The 14,954-nt window shown below is 57.6% G+C and carries 8 protein-coding genes; 5 read left to right on the forward strand and 3 right to left on the reverse strand.

Annotated features, from left to right (window positions below):
• Positions 1-174 precede the first annotated feature (174 nt).
• From D2E25_RS09560 to D2E25_RS09580, 5 genes are all read left to right on the forward strand, one after another.
• Positions 175-1,788, forward strand: a complete 1,614-nt coding sequence (locus tag D2E25_RS09560) for an NAD(P)/FAD-dependent oxidoreductase (RefSeq protein ID WP_125982236.1) — start codon at positions 175-177, stop codon at positions 1,786-1,788.
• Between the two features lie 377 nt (positions 1,789-2,165).
• Positions 2,166-4,319, forward strand: a complete 2,154-nt coding sequence (rho, locus tag D2E25_RS09565; protein WP_125982238.1) for a transcription termination factor Rho — start codon at positions 2,166-2,168, stop codon at positions 4,317-4,319.
• A 175-nt stretch (positions 4,320-4,494) separates the two neighbouring features.
• Positions 4,495-5,448: an aminodeoxychorismate lyase gene (locus D2E25_RS09570; protein WP_125982240.1), complete on the forward strand. Its 954-nt coding sequence runs from the start codon at positions 4,495-4,497 to the stop codon at positions 5,446-5,448.
• Between the two features lie 147 nt (positions 5,449-5,595).
• Positions 5,596-5,988, forward strand: coding sequence for a chorismate mutase (locus D2E25_RS09575; RefSeq protein WP_125982242.1), 393 nt, complete (start codon positions 5,596-5,598; stop codon positions 5,986-5,988).
• Positions 5,989-6,036: 48 nt separating this feature from the next.
• On the forward strand, positions 6,037-8,244 hold the full coding sequence (locus D2E25_RS09580; RefSeq protein ID WP_125982244.1) for a hypothetical protein: 2,208 nt from the start codon (positions 6,037-6,039) through the stop codon (positions 8,242-8,244).
• A 101-nt stretch (positions 8,245-8,345) separates the two neighbouring features.
• On the opposite strand, the gene D2E25_RS09585 is transcribed toward D2E25_RS09580, so the two are convergent.
• The 3 genes from D2E25_RS09585 to D2E25_RS09595 all read right to left on the reverse strand — a co-directional run bounded on the left by D2E25_RS09585 (position 8,346) and on the right by D2E25_RS09595 (position 14,932).
• Positions 8,346-10,256: an alpha-amylase family protein gene (locus D2E25_RS09585; protein WP_125982246.1), complete on the reverse strand. Its 1,911-nt coding sequence runs from the start codon at positions 10,254-10,256 to the stop codon at positions 8,346-8,348.
• A gap of 318 nt (positions 10,257-10,574) precedes the next feature.
• Positions 10,575-13,310 (reverse strand): valine--tRNA ligase, encoded by a 2,736-nt coding sequence (gene valS / locus D2E25_RS09590; RefSeq protein WP_125982248.1) that lies wholly within the window; start codon positions 13,308-13,310, stop codon positions 10,575-10,577.
• Between the two features lie 65 nt (positions 13,311-13,375).
• Positions 13,376-14,932: an ABC transporter substrate-binding protein gene (locus D2E25_RS09595; RefSeq protein ID WP_125982251.1), complete on the reverse strand. Its 1,557-nt coding sequence runs from the start codon at positions 14,930-14,932 to the stop codon at positions 13,376-13,378.
• Positions 14,933-14,954 lie beyond the last annotated feature (22 nt).

The following is a 14,954-nucleotide window of genomic DNA, read 5'->3' on the forward strand; positions in this document are numbered from 1 at the left end:
TTGCATGTCCCACCTCCCACCGCCCCGCAAAACGCAAAGCAGCGTGTTATACGTAAGCTGCGGACTATACGTGCGATCAAACCACGGATGTAATGTAAGGAAATGCACAAAGTGAAAGTGCGATTCCTGTGGGTAGGGTAGACTATCGCTGATTTTGTTAGAAGGAGGCCCTGAGTGGCGCAGAAACAATCTGTGGTGATTATCGGCGGCGGCCCCGCAGGCCTAACCGCAGCATGGGAGTTTGTGAAAAACGGCTCCAACGACTATGACGTAACCGTACTCGAAGAAACTCACGAGTTCGGTGGCATTTCTCGCACCGTTAAGCACAACGGCAACCGTATGGATATCGGCGGTCACCGTTTCTTCTCTAAAGACGATCGCATCATGGACTGGTGGAAGACCGTCCTGCCGCTGCAGGGCGCTCCCAGCTATGACGATAAGAAGCTCGGACGTCACCACGATCTCGAACCCGGCGGCCCAGACCCCGAAGTCGACGATCAGGTAATGCTCAAGCGCCACCGTGTCTCCCGCATCTTCTACGGCGGACGCTTCTTCGACTATCCGATCTCCCTGAAGCCCGCCACTTTCAAAGCTATGGGCTTCGTTATGACCATGCAGGCCGGCTTCAGCTACCTCAAGTCGATGTTCCACAAGCTTCCCGAAGACAACCTCGAGAACTTCTACATCAACCGTTTCGGTCGCAAGCTGTACTCCATGTTCTTCGAAGGCTACACGGAAAAGCTGTGGGGTCGTCACCCCTCCCAGATTTCCGCCGACTGGGGTGCACAGCGCGTGAAGGGCCTGAGCGTACTCGGCGTTCTCAAGAACGCATTCGCCAAGCTCCTTCCCAAGAAGCGCTCCAACAAGGAAGTCGAAACCTCCCTTATCGAAGAATTCTGGTACCCCAAGTACGGCCCAGGCCAGCTGTGGGAAACCGTCGAACACAACTGCGTTGAAGCTGGCGTCAACGTCATCACCGGCGCCAAAGTTGTTGAAGTATGCCAGGAACAAGGGCGCATCTCCTCCGTCGTCTACCAGATCGCCGACGGCCAGCGTGTTCGTCTTACCGCTGATCAGTTCATCTCTTCGATGCCCATCAAGGACCTCGTCAACGCAATTGACGCTGCCTCCACTGACACCGAAGCAGAACCAACTCCGGTCCCAGTCCCGAAGGATATGAGCCGCATTGCTAACGGCCTTCCCTACCGTGACTTCGTCACCGTCGGTCTGCTCGTCAAGCGCCTGCGCTTGAAGAACACCACCACCATCCCCACCCTCGGCAACCCGCCGATCGTCCCCGACTGCTGGATCTACGTGCAAGACCCCGGCTACACCGTCGGTCGTATTCAGGTCTTCAACAACTGGAGCCCCTACCTCGTCAAGGACGTCGACGACACCGTTTGGATCGGTCTCGAATACTTCTGCGACGAAGGCGACTCCTTCTGGAACATGAGCGAAGAAGACTGCATCAAATTCGCCATCAACGAAATGGTTCGCATGAAAGTCATCTCCAGCCCCTCCGACGTCCTCGACACCCACCGCGAAAAGGTCAAGAAAGCCTACCCCGCTTACTTCGACACCTATTCCCAAATGGACGAGCTCGTCGAATACCTCGACTCCTTCGGCAACCTCTACTGCGTCGGCCGCAACGGTCAACACCACTACAACAACATGGATCACTCCATGGCCACCGCCATCGAAGCCGTCGACAACATCAAGACCGGTAAGACTTCGAAGAAAAACGTATGGTCCGTCAATACTGAGAAGTCCTACCACGAGAAAAAGTAGGTAAAACGAATGACGGAGCGTATACCGCCTTTCTTCGACGCTCGACGTGCCTTCGCACGCCTTCGGTCTCAGACGGCGGTCTCCGCACGCGTCATTCGTTTTACCCCGGGACGAGGTTAGATAGTCCTTCGGCTTCGGACGGCCGTTGCCGCACGCGCTAACTATTTTTTCTCCCGGATAATTGAATAATGTGCATGGCGCCCGCTACTGATTTCGATTGGTGGCGGGCGTTTTTGCGTTGGTCGGGGATGCGGTATAGAGTATGGGAAAGTCTGCGGCGCATGGATTGCGCCGAGATATTCAGTGCGGCTAGAACCGCAAATCATTCTTAGTGCTGAGGCTCGGCTATGCCGGCCTGCTAAGGAAAGGCAAAACGAGTGGCAACAAGCCAGAATCTTGAGGATATGAAGCTCGCCGAGCTCAAAGAGCTCGCTAAGCAAATGGGACTTCGTGGAACTTCCACCATGCGCAAGCCGGAACTGATCGCCACCCTGCAGGCAGCCCGATCCGGCGGCGAAGCACCCAAAGGCGTGACGGTGCGCCCCGCAGCCAAAACAACGCATACTGCAAAGGCTGAAACTCCCGCGGCTGCCCCCGTTAACGACACGAACACGGTCGCCGACAATGCACAGCCGGCCGCTGAAACCACCATCGAACAGCCAGCCATCCAGCCAGATCACGCTGATCACACTGATCACACTGAGCCTGCCGCCGAGCACAACGCTCCCAAGCGTGCAGAGCGTCGCACCCGCGCGCCCAAAGCTACCAACCAATCCGAGACTGCCACTGCAGATGACGATCGCCGCAACACCAAGCCAAACCGCCAATCTGCAGTACAGGATGCCGTCGCCGACGTTACCCTGCCGCCAGTAGACGCGCCCAAGTCCATGCGCCGCCGTCGCCGCGACGACGACAAGGCTGCAGCAGAAGTCGTTGCCGCCGACCTGTTCGAAGAGCTCAACATCCAAGAGCCAAAGAGCGACCAGCCGCGCCGCCACAAGAACAACGATTTCGACGACGACCAGCCGCGCCGCCGTCGCCGTGCAAACGACACTCGCGAACAGCCGTCCGAGGACACCGTGCGCGACCTCGACGATATTCTCGCCACCCTGCCCACGCAGAACAACGATCTGTCACGTGACGATCGCGATGATCGCGACAACAATGATGACCGCGAATTCACGCGCCGCAACCGCAACCGTAACGATCGCAATACGCGCGACGACCGCAACACTCGCGACGATCGCCGCCAGCGTCGCATGCGCGGCCGCGACCACGAGTACGACGATCGCGACGTGCGCGACACCCGTGACACTCGCGACACTCGCGACGTGCGCGATACTCGCGATACGCGCGATGTACGCCGTGAAGAACCCGTAGACGATCTCGTGCCCGTCGCCGGCATCGTAGACGTGCTCGAATCCTACGCATTCGTACGCACCTCCGGCTACCTGCCCGGTCCGAACGACGTATACATTTCCATGGGCCAAGTCAAAAAATATGGCTTGCGCAAGGGCGATGCAGTCACCGGTTCTATTCGCGCACCGCGTGAAGGCGACCGTCGCAACCAGCGTCAAAAGTTCGTACCGCTGCAGTCCGTTGACACGATCAACGGCATGAGCGTTGAAGAAGCAGCAAACCGCCCGCAGTTCGCCAAGCTCACCCCGCTTTACCCGCAGGAGCGCCTCAAGCAGGAAACCGCGCCCAACAAGCTCACTGGCCGCATCATGGACATTGTTGCGCCAATCGGTAAGGGCCAGCGTGGCCTCATCGTCTCCCCGCCAAAGGCTGGTAAGACGATCACCCTGCAGAACATCGCCAACGCGATCGCTACCAACAATCCTGAAGTGCATCTGATGGTGGTGCTTGTTGACGAACGCCCCGAAGAAGTCACCGACATGGAGCGTACCGTGCAGGGCGAAGTCATTTCTTCAACCTTCGACCGCCCCGCATCCGACCACACTACCGTCGCTGAACTCGCCATTGAGCGTGCGAAACGACTCGTAGAGCTCGGCCAGGATGTCGTCGTATTGCTCGACTCGATGACCCGCCTCGCACGCGCCTACAATATTGCGGCGCCCGCCTCCGGCCGTATCCTGTCCGGTGGTGTTGACGCGCAAGCCCTCTACCCGCCGAAGAAGTTCTTCGGCGCGGCCCGCAACATCGAAAACGGTGGCTCGCTGACCATCATCTCCTCCGCATTGGTAGAAACCGGCTCCAAGATGGACGAGGTGATCTTCGAAGAGTTCAAGGGCACCGGCAACATGGAACTGCGTTTGAGCCGCGAACTGGCCGACAAGCGCCTGTTCCCAGCCATCGACGTGAACGCGTCCGGCACCCGCCGCGAAGAGCTCATCACCTCGCCGCAGGAACTGCCGATCATCTACCGTCTACGTCGACTGCTCGGCGGTATGGAACCCGAGCAGGCCTACCAGACGCTCGTACCGCGTTTGAAGAAGACTGCTACCAACCGCGATTTCCTCGCGGCCATCATTCAGCAGAGCAACGCAAACGCTGTAAACGGCAACTGATAGTGACCAATACGCGCTAAGCACGCGGCCAAAACGCTACAGAAAGGCGACACTGACGACTACGGTCAGTGTCGCCTTTCGCGTATCGCGGCATCGGCGTATCGTGATGACGTATTGTGACAGGCAGCCAGCTGCAAGCGGCGAGCGAGAACGACGTTGGAATGAGAGGACACGCATGAGTTCAGTGATATTAGGCATGGGCAATGGCAAAGCGCTGTTTGGCAATGCCGTAGTGTCAGACAACGATTTGATTCGCTTTGTAGAGCCAACTGAGGCAGCAATTAACGCTTTCGACCTGAGCGTGCTGCGCGGCGACGGTATTTTCGAAGCAACCATGGTATGGGGCGGATTCCCCATCTCCCTCGAAAACCATCTCAAGCGACTCGCCCATTCCGCCAAACTGATGGACATGCCCGCGCCCAATATTGCCGCGTTCACGCGCGCAGTAAACCTTGTGATCGAAGCCTACCCCGATCATGAATCCGGCCAAACCATGCGCATCATCGTCTCCCGTGGGCTCGATTCGTCCACCGGCATCGGCATGGACGCGCCCGCTACCCCCACCGTATTTATTTTCTTGGACGGTAAAGCGCCACTGCATAACCTCACCCCGTTGAGCATGATGTCAGTTACGCGCGGCTACCCGTCTGATATTGCGTCTCGCGCCCCCTGGCTGCTCAACGGCGCAAAAACACTGAGCTACGCGATGAACTGCGCCATCCACCGCGAATGCGCGCGCCGCGGTATCGGCGACGCCGTCATGATCACGGAAGATGATTACACGCTCGAATGCCCGAACGCGACGATTATCGCCCAGTATGATGACCTGTTCGTCACGCCAGATCCGCGCATTGGCATTCTGCACGGCACCAGCCAGCGCGAACTGTTCGCATGGGCCTTGCAAGAAGGCAAGCGCGTTGCGTATGAGAAGCTGCCGGTTGAAGAACTGCGCGAAGCAGACCGCCTCTACATGGCGCACGGCGGTTGGGTAATTCCGGTGAAAGAACTCGACGGCGAACAGTACGAAGTTGATGCCGCGCAAGCGCAAGACATTAACGACGCGATTCACTCCGGCCGCACCCATGATGATGCGCTCAGCATTGCGCCTACCGGCGATTACGAATTCTAACAACGAGCACGCCTGCCGCTTATCGCACGGAAACAACCATTGAGAGCAGCTATTGCGATAAGCGGCAGCACGGGGAGTGCGAATTCGCGCGAACATTTCACGTCAAGATTCCTGACGTGCGCCAAGGGTCGCGCTAAGGTTAAGGGTATGAGCGACACCACAGACAGCGACTGGCAGAGGACCACTATCGACTCCGCGCAGGCGGCGGCGCACCCAGAAACCGCGCAAGCCGTGGCAAAAATCAAAGAACTGCGTCAAAGCATCGATAACATCGATTCGGCAATCATCTCGCTGCTGGCCGAACGGTTTAAAGCTACCTCGCGTGTAGGCGTGCTCAAAGCATCAGCAGGCTTCGCGCCGGAAGATATGAAGCGCGAAGATTATCAAATTGAACGGTTGCATCGCATCGCGATCGATGCTGGGCTCGACACGGATATCGCCGAAATGTACCGCGAATTCGTAGTCACCGAAGCAAAAAAGCGTCATCAGCGTATCGCGCAAGCCGGCGGCGATCCTGGCGTACTCGACGTATTCGCCTGAGCGGTAATATCACACGATCGCAAGCAATAGAGCATTATATGGGGGCGTATGAGTCGGTATGCGAATATCGTCGTGCGCGGTTGTGCATGCCTCGCATGCGCGGCGCTCACTCTAGCGCCAACAGCATCCGGCATTACTACCATCGTTGAACATGCCGCAGATGCTGGCAGTGCAACGTATACGAAAACACAAAGCGTGTTCACCGTTGCCGACGCTGAAGGCGAACCCGGTCGCCTGTATGTTGACGACGATTTCAACATCACACAGCAGGGCAGCATCGTCGATTATGGCGTAATAGACGGTGCTTCTGGCGCTTCCGTTGCGCGTTATGCTACCGATGGCAACACGACCGTGAACGCGCATACTCGCGTAACTGCCGGCCAGCGCGCACTGCCATGGAACGTGCGCGTAGTCTACGGTTTGAACGGCCCTGAAACCGACGCTGCAGCAATCGCAGGCGCTAGTGGACTGGTTGATATTCGCATTACCCTCGAACCCAACCCGGTCGCATCAGGCGATTACGCGCAACGCAGCATTCCGGTCATCGCGTTCACAGTACCCGACACAGTTACCGACGACATTACCGTTGGCTCCGGCATGACCGTTACACAAAATGGCTCTGATCTGCTCGTAACCGGCATCGGCATGCCCGGCAAGCAAACCGTGCTCGACTGCTATATGAACGCCACCAAGTTCACCATGGGACATCTCGCATTCACCGCTGTGCAAGCTACGGATATGGCCTCACTGAGCGCTGAAACAAACGCAGTTGCTAGCAGTGCTGACAATGTGGTGGATACGCTCGTCGTAACGGATTCCACAGCAGATAAAACGCTGATCGACCAGCTCACCGCGATGCGCGATCGCGAAGCTGAAGCAGCACAACGCGAAATCGCTGAAAAAACCGCCGCCCATCAAGCAGCGTTCGACTCGTATATGGTCCATTATGTTGGCTCATATACCACGCATCTTTCCGGTTCGATCGGTAGTAGTACGCAAATGCAGGCGCTTATCGGCACAGCTGGCGAGCTCACTGGCAATACGCCCATGGCACAGGCTGTCGTCGATTTAGCAAACGCAGTCAACGCCGTATCCGCAGCACACGAGCACACTGGTGCTGTACGCGCGATCGACGACGTTATTCGCCGTATCCAACAGCGCGGCACTAGCGGGCTCATCAATGAGCTCACCACCACTATGGGTGAGGAAGCAGCCGCGGGTACCAAGGGGTATAAGGCGGGGCAAAGTCAATTGTCGAACGCGATGATCCCGTATTCCATGGCGTATACCGACACGTACACCAAACATTTAAGCCAGCTCACCGGCGGTACCTCTGCGGGAGCGGCCGCGTATGAGCAGCAGGCGATCGACGCTACGAATGCAGAATTCAAAACGTCTGATGATCTTAAAAGCGATACGCAGAAAGTTGATGCTGCGATGAGCGCGCTCGCTGCCGCATCCGAGCATACGGGTGCGGCGAACGCGCTTCAGCAGATCAGCGTACAGTTTGCTGACCAGCTGAGCGCAGGGGAGAGCGACAATACTGGAAGCAATACTGATGACAACGCTAGCAGTGGTGACAACGCTAGCAACACTGACAACGTTGTATCGCTGCGATATGGCTTATTTGGTGGAGCTTCGCACACGATGGCGGGCCGATTCGAAACCAAACGGTTGAAGCGTGTGAATGAGGCGAAACGTAAGGAAGCCCAGCGCAAGGCTGAAGCATTAGCCAATGGCACTACTGATGATTCGTCGTCACAAATGGATTTAAGCCAAGTAATGGGCAATGCGAGCGGACTGGGCATGTTAGGAAACGCTGCCAAAGGCGGTGCGAACGATAACAGCAACGCAAAAGGCAAGGAGAGCAATAGTAATGACAATGCCAACAAGTCTGCGCAGAACGCTGCATCAGCCGCTACAGCTGCGTTAGCAAATCAAGTATCCGCGGTATACGGCATTGCCGGCATGGACGCGCAGCCTGCATTACAGCCAGATACCTCAGTATTAGTGGATGAGGCTGTGGAGATCGGATCCGTGTCTGATGTGCTTACCCAAGCCGCGACCGCGCTCGCGAATAGTGCAACGGCAGACAGCGCATTGTCGCAACAGCTTAATACAGCATTTGCAGCGGTTACTAACGCGAACAATACCGCAGGTGATACTGCTGACACTAGTTACGATGTACTCTCCGATCTCAATCGGTACACTACACGGCTGCGCATGCTTATTGTGTACCCGGCGATTGAGCAATGACCGCAATGTGCATAGATATGACTGTGGCTCCCTCTGTATAGCAGGGGGAGCCACAGTCATATGCCGACGATGATTACCGTGCGGCGTCACCGCTTACAGCGTCACAGATGAATGAAACGAGCCTCGTACGGTTCAAGATCAGCATCCACTGGATCATTGATAATGTCATCGCTGGTGTTGAGGTGCGCGTGCTGCGGGTTCTCGGAGAAGTTGAACAAGCCAACCAGCGTCTCACCCTCCACCTTGCGTACCACGGCGAGCACTGCGTCATTGAACGTATCCCACGTGGACACCCACGCATCCGGCGCAAAGCACGGGTCGTGGCGCTCTTCGCGCAAACCAGCCATGCCCTCCCACAGCTCATGCTGCAGTGTGCCAGCCTTCTTGCGCAGTGCAGCCTTGTCCCAATCGAACTTGGAACGGTGCAGGTTACGGCTATCTGCCACGCGGTCGGGATCTTCCTTGTAATCCCAACCGTTGAGCTGGCCGATCTCGTCACCGCAGTTGAGCATCGGGAAGCCGCGCAGGAACGCCATCGTCTGATGCATCAGCAGATCGCGCTTGACGGAGGTTTCCAGCAGCGGCTTGTCATGCGTGATGATTGCGCGCTCGATGCCGCACAGCGATGCGGTAGTGCCGCAGCTGCGAGCGTCGCGCGTGGCTGCATCGTAGTTGTACAGCTCGCCCATCGACCAGCTGCCGAGCACCGCGCCCTCGTAGAAGTGGTACAGGAACTCCTTGTGCTTGAGCGGGTCGATGCCGATTTCGCGCTCCACGTCCTCGTCGAGACCCCAGCCGATATCATCATGGCAACGCAGATAGTTCACGAACCAGCAGTTCTCCGGCAGCGCGTTGAGCTTGTCGATCTGCGTCTTAAGCAGACGCACATCGCGGCTAGCCAGTGCGCTCCACAGGTTCACCATGATCGACACGTTGTACAGCATGTGGCATTCGGGCGCCTCCGGGGTGCCAAAGTAGGCGGCCAGCTCCTTGGGAGCCATAACGACCTCGCCCTTCAAGACCACGGCTGGGCACACGCATTCGAGGATGATACGCAGAATACGCACGATCGTGTGCACGGTGGGCAGGTTGCGGCAGTTAGTGCCGAGCTCCTTCCAGATGTACGGCACTGCGTCGATGCGGAACACTTCAACGCCAAGGTTCGCCAAGTGCATGACGGACGACATCATGGCGACGAGCACCTTCGGGTTGCGGTAATTCAAATCCCACTGGAACGGGTAGAACTGGGTCATGACCCACTTGTGCATTTCTTCGTTCCACGTGAAATTGCCAGGCGCGGAGCCGGGGAAGACCTGCGGCACGACAGCATCATACTGGTCTGGGATGGTACGGTCGTCGTAGCAGAAGTAGTAATCCTGGTACTCCGGGTCGCCGGCGATGGCAGCCTTGGCCCAGCGGTGGCTGGAAGCGGTGTGGTTCATCACGAAGTCGAGGCATAGGCTGATGCCGGCGCGGCGCAGCTTCTTAGTGAGGTTTGCAAGGTCCTCGTTGGTGCCGAGCGACGGGTCGACGTTGTCGAAGTCTTCAACTGCATAGCCGCCGTCGTTATTCGGGTGCGGCATTTGCAGCAGCGGCATCAAATGCAGATAGGTGAGCTTCTGTTCTTTGAGGTACGGGATCTTATCAGCAAGCTTTTTCAGATCGCCGGCGAACAGGTCGGTGTACATGGTCATGCCGAACATGTCGCCGCGCTTGTACCATTCAGGATCAGCTTCGCGCGCCTTGTCGAGACGCTTCAGATCGGTTGGACGTTCGGCGTATGCCGTGCTCATTGCTTCGAGCAGGGAATCAAAGGCGGCAGAATCGTTGTACAAGCTCATGAAGAGACGTTCGAGCTCTTCGCGGTGGGATTCAAGACGTGCTTTGAATACAGGGCTTACGGCCGTGCGCGTGGGTTTTGCGGTTCGTGTCGATCGCGTGCGCTTTGCCGGCTTGGAAGCCTTTGCGGTGTCGATATCGTTATTGTTCGCCGACTGGTTGCTCTGAGCCATCGGAACTCCTTCGTGTCTCGATCTCGCTCACGTCAATCGTTTGACGCTGGGATAAAGCATATCAAAACATGAGACAGAAAACCAATCGGCGCGCGTGGTTTTTCTTGTACTGGAACGCGTCCGAGATACACCGGAATACGCCCGAAACACGAAAAAGGGGAGACCCCCATAGGATCTCCCCAAGTCAAGAAACTAATCTCGTTACTTCTTTTGTTTGACCGGCCGAGCCGTTAAGCGGGAAGTCCGGTGGACTTCCCGTAGGCGAGGTGAGCGGCCGCACTACAAGCGGCCGCGAAGGCCGCCTGTTAAGAAGAAGTTCTACTTCTTCTTAACAGGCGGCTCACCAAGCTCGCTGGCGTCGATGCTCACAGCGGTGTCGGCTTCGTCTTCAGCAGCCTCTTCCTCCGCGTGCTTCTCAACCAGATCAAACTTACCGATCACGCGACCAGCCTGAGCAACATCGTCCAGTGCGGACTTGATGGCCTCAACGCCTTCCTTGGCAGCGCTCAGCGCCACAGAGAGAATCGGCGTCTTCATCGAGACCTTAGCCTCAGACTTGATCTTGCGCAGCTGCTCCACAGCCTTGCCAGCCCATGCGAGCGTCTCCGGAGAAGCGCCAGTGGCCGCTGCCGCGTACGTCTCAGCCTTCGGCCAAGCAGCACGATGCACCGAGCCAGAGCCAGCGTGCATCCAGCTCCACACTTCTTCAGTCGCAAACGGCAGGTACGGAGCCAGCAAGCGTGCGAACGCATCCAGACCCAAGCCCAGCGCGGTGCGAGCAGACTTTACAGCCTTCTCGCTCGGCGTATTGCCGTGCGCGTCAGCAGTACCGTAAGCGCGGTTCTTCACCAGCTCAATGTAGTCATCGCAGAACTGCCAGAAGAAGCTCTCGATAACCTCCAGCGCCTTGGAATGCTCGTAAGCGTTCAGCGCGTCGGTGGCCTGCGTGATCACCAGCGCCAGCTTCGCCATGACGGCGCGATCCAGCGGCTCGGTCACATCGGCCGGGTTCCACTCGGCAACAGCAGAGTCGGCCACGTGGTGGTTCTCGTCCTCGCGGCCGATCGCCAGCGCGAACTTGGTCGCGTTGAGCAGCTTGATCGCTAGGCGGCGGCCGATCTTCATCTGGCCCTCGTCATACGTGGCGTCAAGGCCGAGGCGCGCGGCGGCGGCCCAGTAGCGCACCGCGTCGGCGCCGAACTGCTTGATCGGCTTGTCCGGCACGACGACGTTGCCCTGGGACTTCGACATCTTCTTGTGATCCGGGTCGAGAATCCAACCAGACAGCGTGGCGTTCGCCCACGGTAGGCACTTGTTCTCCAAGTGCGCACGATCCACGGTCGAGAACAGCCAAGTACGGATGATGTCCTGACCCTGCGGACGCAGATCCATCGGGAACGTGGCCTTGAACAGCGCCTTGGAAGCCTCGTCCGGCTCCTCCCAGTGGGTCACGATCTGCGGGGTGAGCGAGGAGGTCGCCCACGTGTCCATGATGTCCGGCTCGGCAGTGAAGCCGCCGGGCACATCACGCTGATCCTCGGTGTAGCCTTCCGGCACATCGTTGGTCGGGTCGATCGGCAGCTGATCCTCGCGCGGAGTGATCGGATGATCGTAATCCGCGGAACCATCTTCCTTCACCGGGTACCACAGCGGGAACGGCACGCCGAAGAAGCGCTGGCGGGAGATCAGCCAGTCGCCGTTCAGGCCGTGCACCCAGTTCTCGTAGCGCACGCGCATGAAGTCAGGGTGGAAGTTGAGTTCCTTGCCGCGCTCGATGAGCTCAGCGTTCAGCTTGGCGTCAGTGCCGCCGTTCTTCAGGTACCACTGGCGAGAAGTGACGATTTCGAGCGGCTTATCACCCTTCTCGTAGAAGTTCGTCATACGCTTCGTCGGCGTCGGCTCGCCGTCCATATCGCCGGATTCGCGCAGCTTATCGACGATGATCTTACGAGCAGAGAACGTGGTCTTACCAGCAGTCTCTGCGAAGATCGCGCGACCGTTCTCATCCTCAATCCAATCCGGCGTATCCATCACGATACGGCCGTTGCGCTGGATGATCGAGCGGGTCGGCAGGTTCAGATCGCGCCACCACTGCACATCGGTCACGTCACCGAACGTACAGCACATCGCGATACCAGCGCCCTTGTCCATTTCAGCAGCCGGGTGCGCGAGAATCGGCACCTTCACCTTGAACAGCGGGGAGTACACGTACTGGCCGAAGTACTGCTTGTAACGGTCATCATCCGGGTTTGCAATCAGCGAAGTGCAGGCTGCAAGCAGTTCCGGACGAGTCGTTTCAATGTAAATCGGCGTACCGTCCTCAAAACGGAACGCGAGCTTGTGGTAGAAGCCCGGGTATTCGCGGGACTCAAGCTCAGCCTGGGCCACAGCAGTCTGGAACGTCACATCCCACAGGCCCGGAGCATCCTTCTGATACGCTTCGCCGCGGGCGAGGTTGCGCAGGAACGCCTTCTGTGCCACGCGCTGCGGGTGCTCGCCAATAGTGTGGTAGGTCTGCGACCAGTCGATCGACAGGCCCAGGGAGCGCCACAATGCCTCGAACTGCTTCTCGTCCTGAGCGGTCAACTTCTCGCACAGCTCGATAAAGTTCTTACGGGAGACAGGCACCTGGTCCTTCGCGTCGATCTTCTTGCCATCCGTGCCTTCAAACGGCGGCTTGAAATCGGGATCGTACTTGAGGGAAGTGTCCACGCGCACGCCGTAGTAGTTCTGCACGCGGCGCTCAGTAGGCAGGCCGTTATCGTCCCAACCCATCGGGTAGAACACGTCATAGCCCTGCATGCGCTTGAAACGCGCGATCACATCGGTATGCGTGTAAGAGAACACGTGGCCGACGTGCAGGTGGCCGGAGACGGTGGGCGGTGGGGTATCGATGGAATAGACGGCCTTGCGGTCGCGGGTGCCCTGGAACTTGTAAACGCCGTCCTCGTCCCATTCAGAGCGCCACTTGTCTTCGAGCCCATCCACGCCGACCTTGTCGGGCAGCGGCGTGAGATTGGCCTTGATAATGCTGTCATCATGCTTCTCGGTCATAAGCGACAGTCTAGAAAGCAATGGTGACAAGGGCCGACGGGCACCCTATGCGTTTACCCTATGCGTTAGTTCGCGCTCGTCACATTGACCAGCGGAATGCGCGTATACGTCATATTCGAAGGCAGCCCTGTCAAATCGTTCGCGTACACGGTAATCGGCTTGCGTGCGCAAATCCAATCCACTGGAGAATCATCGTTAAGCATCGTGGCGAATGTCTTAAAGTTCTTCGCATACTCGTCAGCAGTAGCGCTATGCAACGCGGTATCCCACGCTTGCTGAGAGTCGGCGCTCACAAAAGCAATAAACGACTCATCGCCCATCAGCGCATCGAGATCATCCTCGCCATCGACCTCGTAGAGCGTGAAATCAAAGTTACGATCCTGCACTACCGTCTGCTGCCATGTGGCGTCATCCACCATGTTCACTGTCAGATCAACGTTCGCCGGGTCGCTACCCAGCGTCTGCTGCAACAGTTCACCAATCTTCGCGCCCGCGTCCCCATAGCGTTGCGGGCACACGAACGTCAGCGGTCGGCGTGCGCCGCTGCGATACCGGAAATACGAAATAAGCTCAGTGCCTTTAGCCGTATCATGCGGGAAAATATCAGCGCTGCCATCACTGCCATGCTCGTCAAGCGGGGCAAACGGGCCGTTCAGCGTCTCACCGCCGCCCAGCGCGTCCGTCATCGCCTGACGGTCTACTAAATAACGTACTGCCTGACGGTACCGCTTATCGGACAGAATCGACGCAGTGTTATTACTCATGCCGAGGATGATTTTGCGCGTACTACGGCCTTGCTTCACCACCATATCCGGCACGGTAATGGTGCTGACAGCCGACTGATCGAGCGCTACAGCAGCGTCAATTTCCTTATTATTCAGCGCTGCCGCCAAGTCAGCAGTAGAGGAGCGGTACATCAGCGTAATGCTTGCCGCTTTCGCTTTCACACCCCAATAATCAGCATTGCGCTCCAACACAATACGCTGGCCAGGCTGGAAATGTTCGACAATAAACGGGCCAGAACCGGCGGTTTGAGTAGCAAAATCAAGGCCAGCCTGCTGCGAATCGTATACGATGCCTGCGCGGCCGCTCAGCGTGCGCAACAGACGCGGATCAGGTTCGCGCAGTGTGATCGTCAACTTCGTGCCGTTTGCAGCAACGCCAGAGATTGCAGTCAGTCGATCAGCGCCCTGATACTGTTTTTCGATAATCTTCTTCAATGACCATGCGGCATCGGAAGCATCCAAGGTATCGCCGTTCGCAAACTGCGCGCGGCGCATAGAGAACGTGTACGTCAACCCATCATCCGACACAGACCATTTCGAAGCCAATCCGGCCGTCAGCTTGTTCTGCGAGTCAGTAGCGATAAGCGTCTCATACACGTTGCCAATGAGTGCTTGATCAAGCGCAGTATCAGCATTCGTACGAATATCAAGCGACTGCGGGGCGCCGACAACGCCAACATTCACTTTGACATTGGACTGCAGATCATCAACCACTGGCAGCGAATACTGACGATGTAGCAGCGACCAGCCCAACCACACTAGAGAGCCGAGCACGGCCGCAACAATAACGAATACGATGATGGGTTTTACGGTGGTGCTGAGCTTCTCCCTGTGCATGGGTTTGAGTCTAATGCGCGGG

This window comes from Bifidobacterium goeldii (assembly GCF_003951095.1).
GTDB classification, from domain to species: Bacteria; Actinomycetota; Actinomycetes; order Actinomycetales; family Bifidobacteriaceae; genus Bifidobacterium; species Bifidobacterium goeldii.

Excerpts from the sequence above, each read along its gene's own strand:
- valS (WP_125982248.1), bottom strand. The coding sequence starts at position 13,310 with ATGACCGAGAAGCATGATGACAGCATTATCAAGGCCAATCTCACGCCG.
- D2E25_RS09580 (WP_125982244.1), top strand. The coding sequence starts at position 6,037 with ATGAGTCGGTATGCGAATATCGTCGTGCGCGGTTGTGCATGCCTCGCA.
- D2E25_RS09595 (WP_125982251.1), bottom strand. The coding sequence starts at position 14,932 with ATGCACAGGGAGAAGCTCAGCACCACCGTAAAACCCATCATCGTATTC.
- D2E25_RS09575 (WP_125982242.1), top strand. The coding sequence starts at position 5,596 with ATGAGCGACACCACAGACAGCGACTGGCAGAGGACCACTATCGACTCC.
- D2E25_RS09570 (WP_125982240.1), top strand. The coding sequence starts at position 4,495 with ATGAGTTCAGTGATATTAGGCATGGGCAATGGCAAAGCGCTGTTTGGC.
- D2E25_RS09585 (WP_125982246.1), bottom strand. The coding sequence starts at position 10,256 with ATGGCTCAGAGCAACCAGTCGGCGAACAATAACGATATCGACACCGCA.